A 593-nucleotide genomic window follows, 5' to 3' on the forward strand; every position below is an offset into this window, starting at 1 on the left:
TCGACGAGGAGCACGGCGGCTTCCTCGCCGCCCAGCACCTCATGGACATCGGCCGGAAGCGCCTGCTCTTCGCCGGTGGTCCCGAGGACCTGCACGCCGTCAATGCCCGGCGGGAGGGCGCCCGGCGCGCCGTACGGGAACGGGGCGACGGCGTGAGTCTCGACGTGATCGTCAGCAGGAACCTGAAGAACACCAGTGGGCGTTCTATCGCGCGGGACCTGCTCGGCTCCGGCACGCTCCCCGACGGGATCCTTGCCCCCGCCGACCAGTTGGCGGCCGGACTCATCCATGAACTGACGGATGCAGGCGTCTCAGTGCCTGCCGATATCGCCGTCATCGGGTATGACAACAACCAGTTCGCCTCCGAAGCTGCTATCCCGATGTCCACCGTGAGCCAGCCGGGCCATGAGATGGGCGAAGAGGCCCTGCGACTGCTGATCGACGAGATCGACAACCCGCGGACACATGAGCACCGGCATATCACTCTGGAGCCGACGCTGATCGTCCGCAGAAGTACGAGCGACCAGCGCGCCTCCGACCCCTAGTCCACGCCGGAGCTCGATTTCCACCGTGCCTCAGCCGGGCCTGACGCA

General features: G+C 66.9%; 1 protein-coding gene. It reads left to right on the plus strand.

Features of this window, described 5'->3' with window-relative positions:
• A partial coding sequence (locus CXQ97_RS18935; protein ID WP_146069752.1) for a substrate-binding domain-containing protein occupies positions 1-545 on the plus strand: 545 nt, incomplete at its 5' end.
• Positions 546-593 lie beyond the last annotated feature (48 nt).

Source organism: Arthrobacter sp. B0490, assembly GCF_002929355.1.
GTDB lineage: Bacteria > Actinomycetota > Actinomycetes > Actinomycetales > Micrococcaceae > Arthrobacter_D.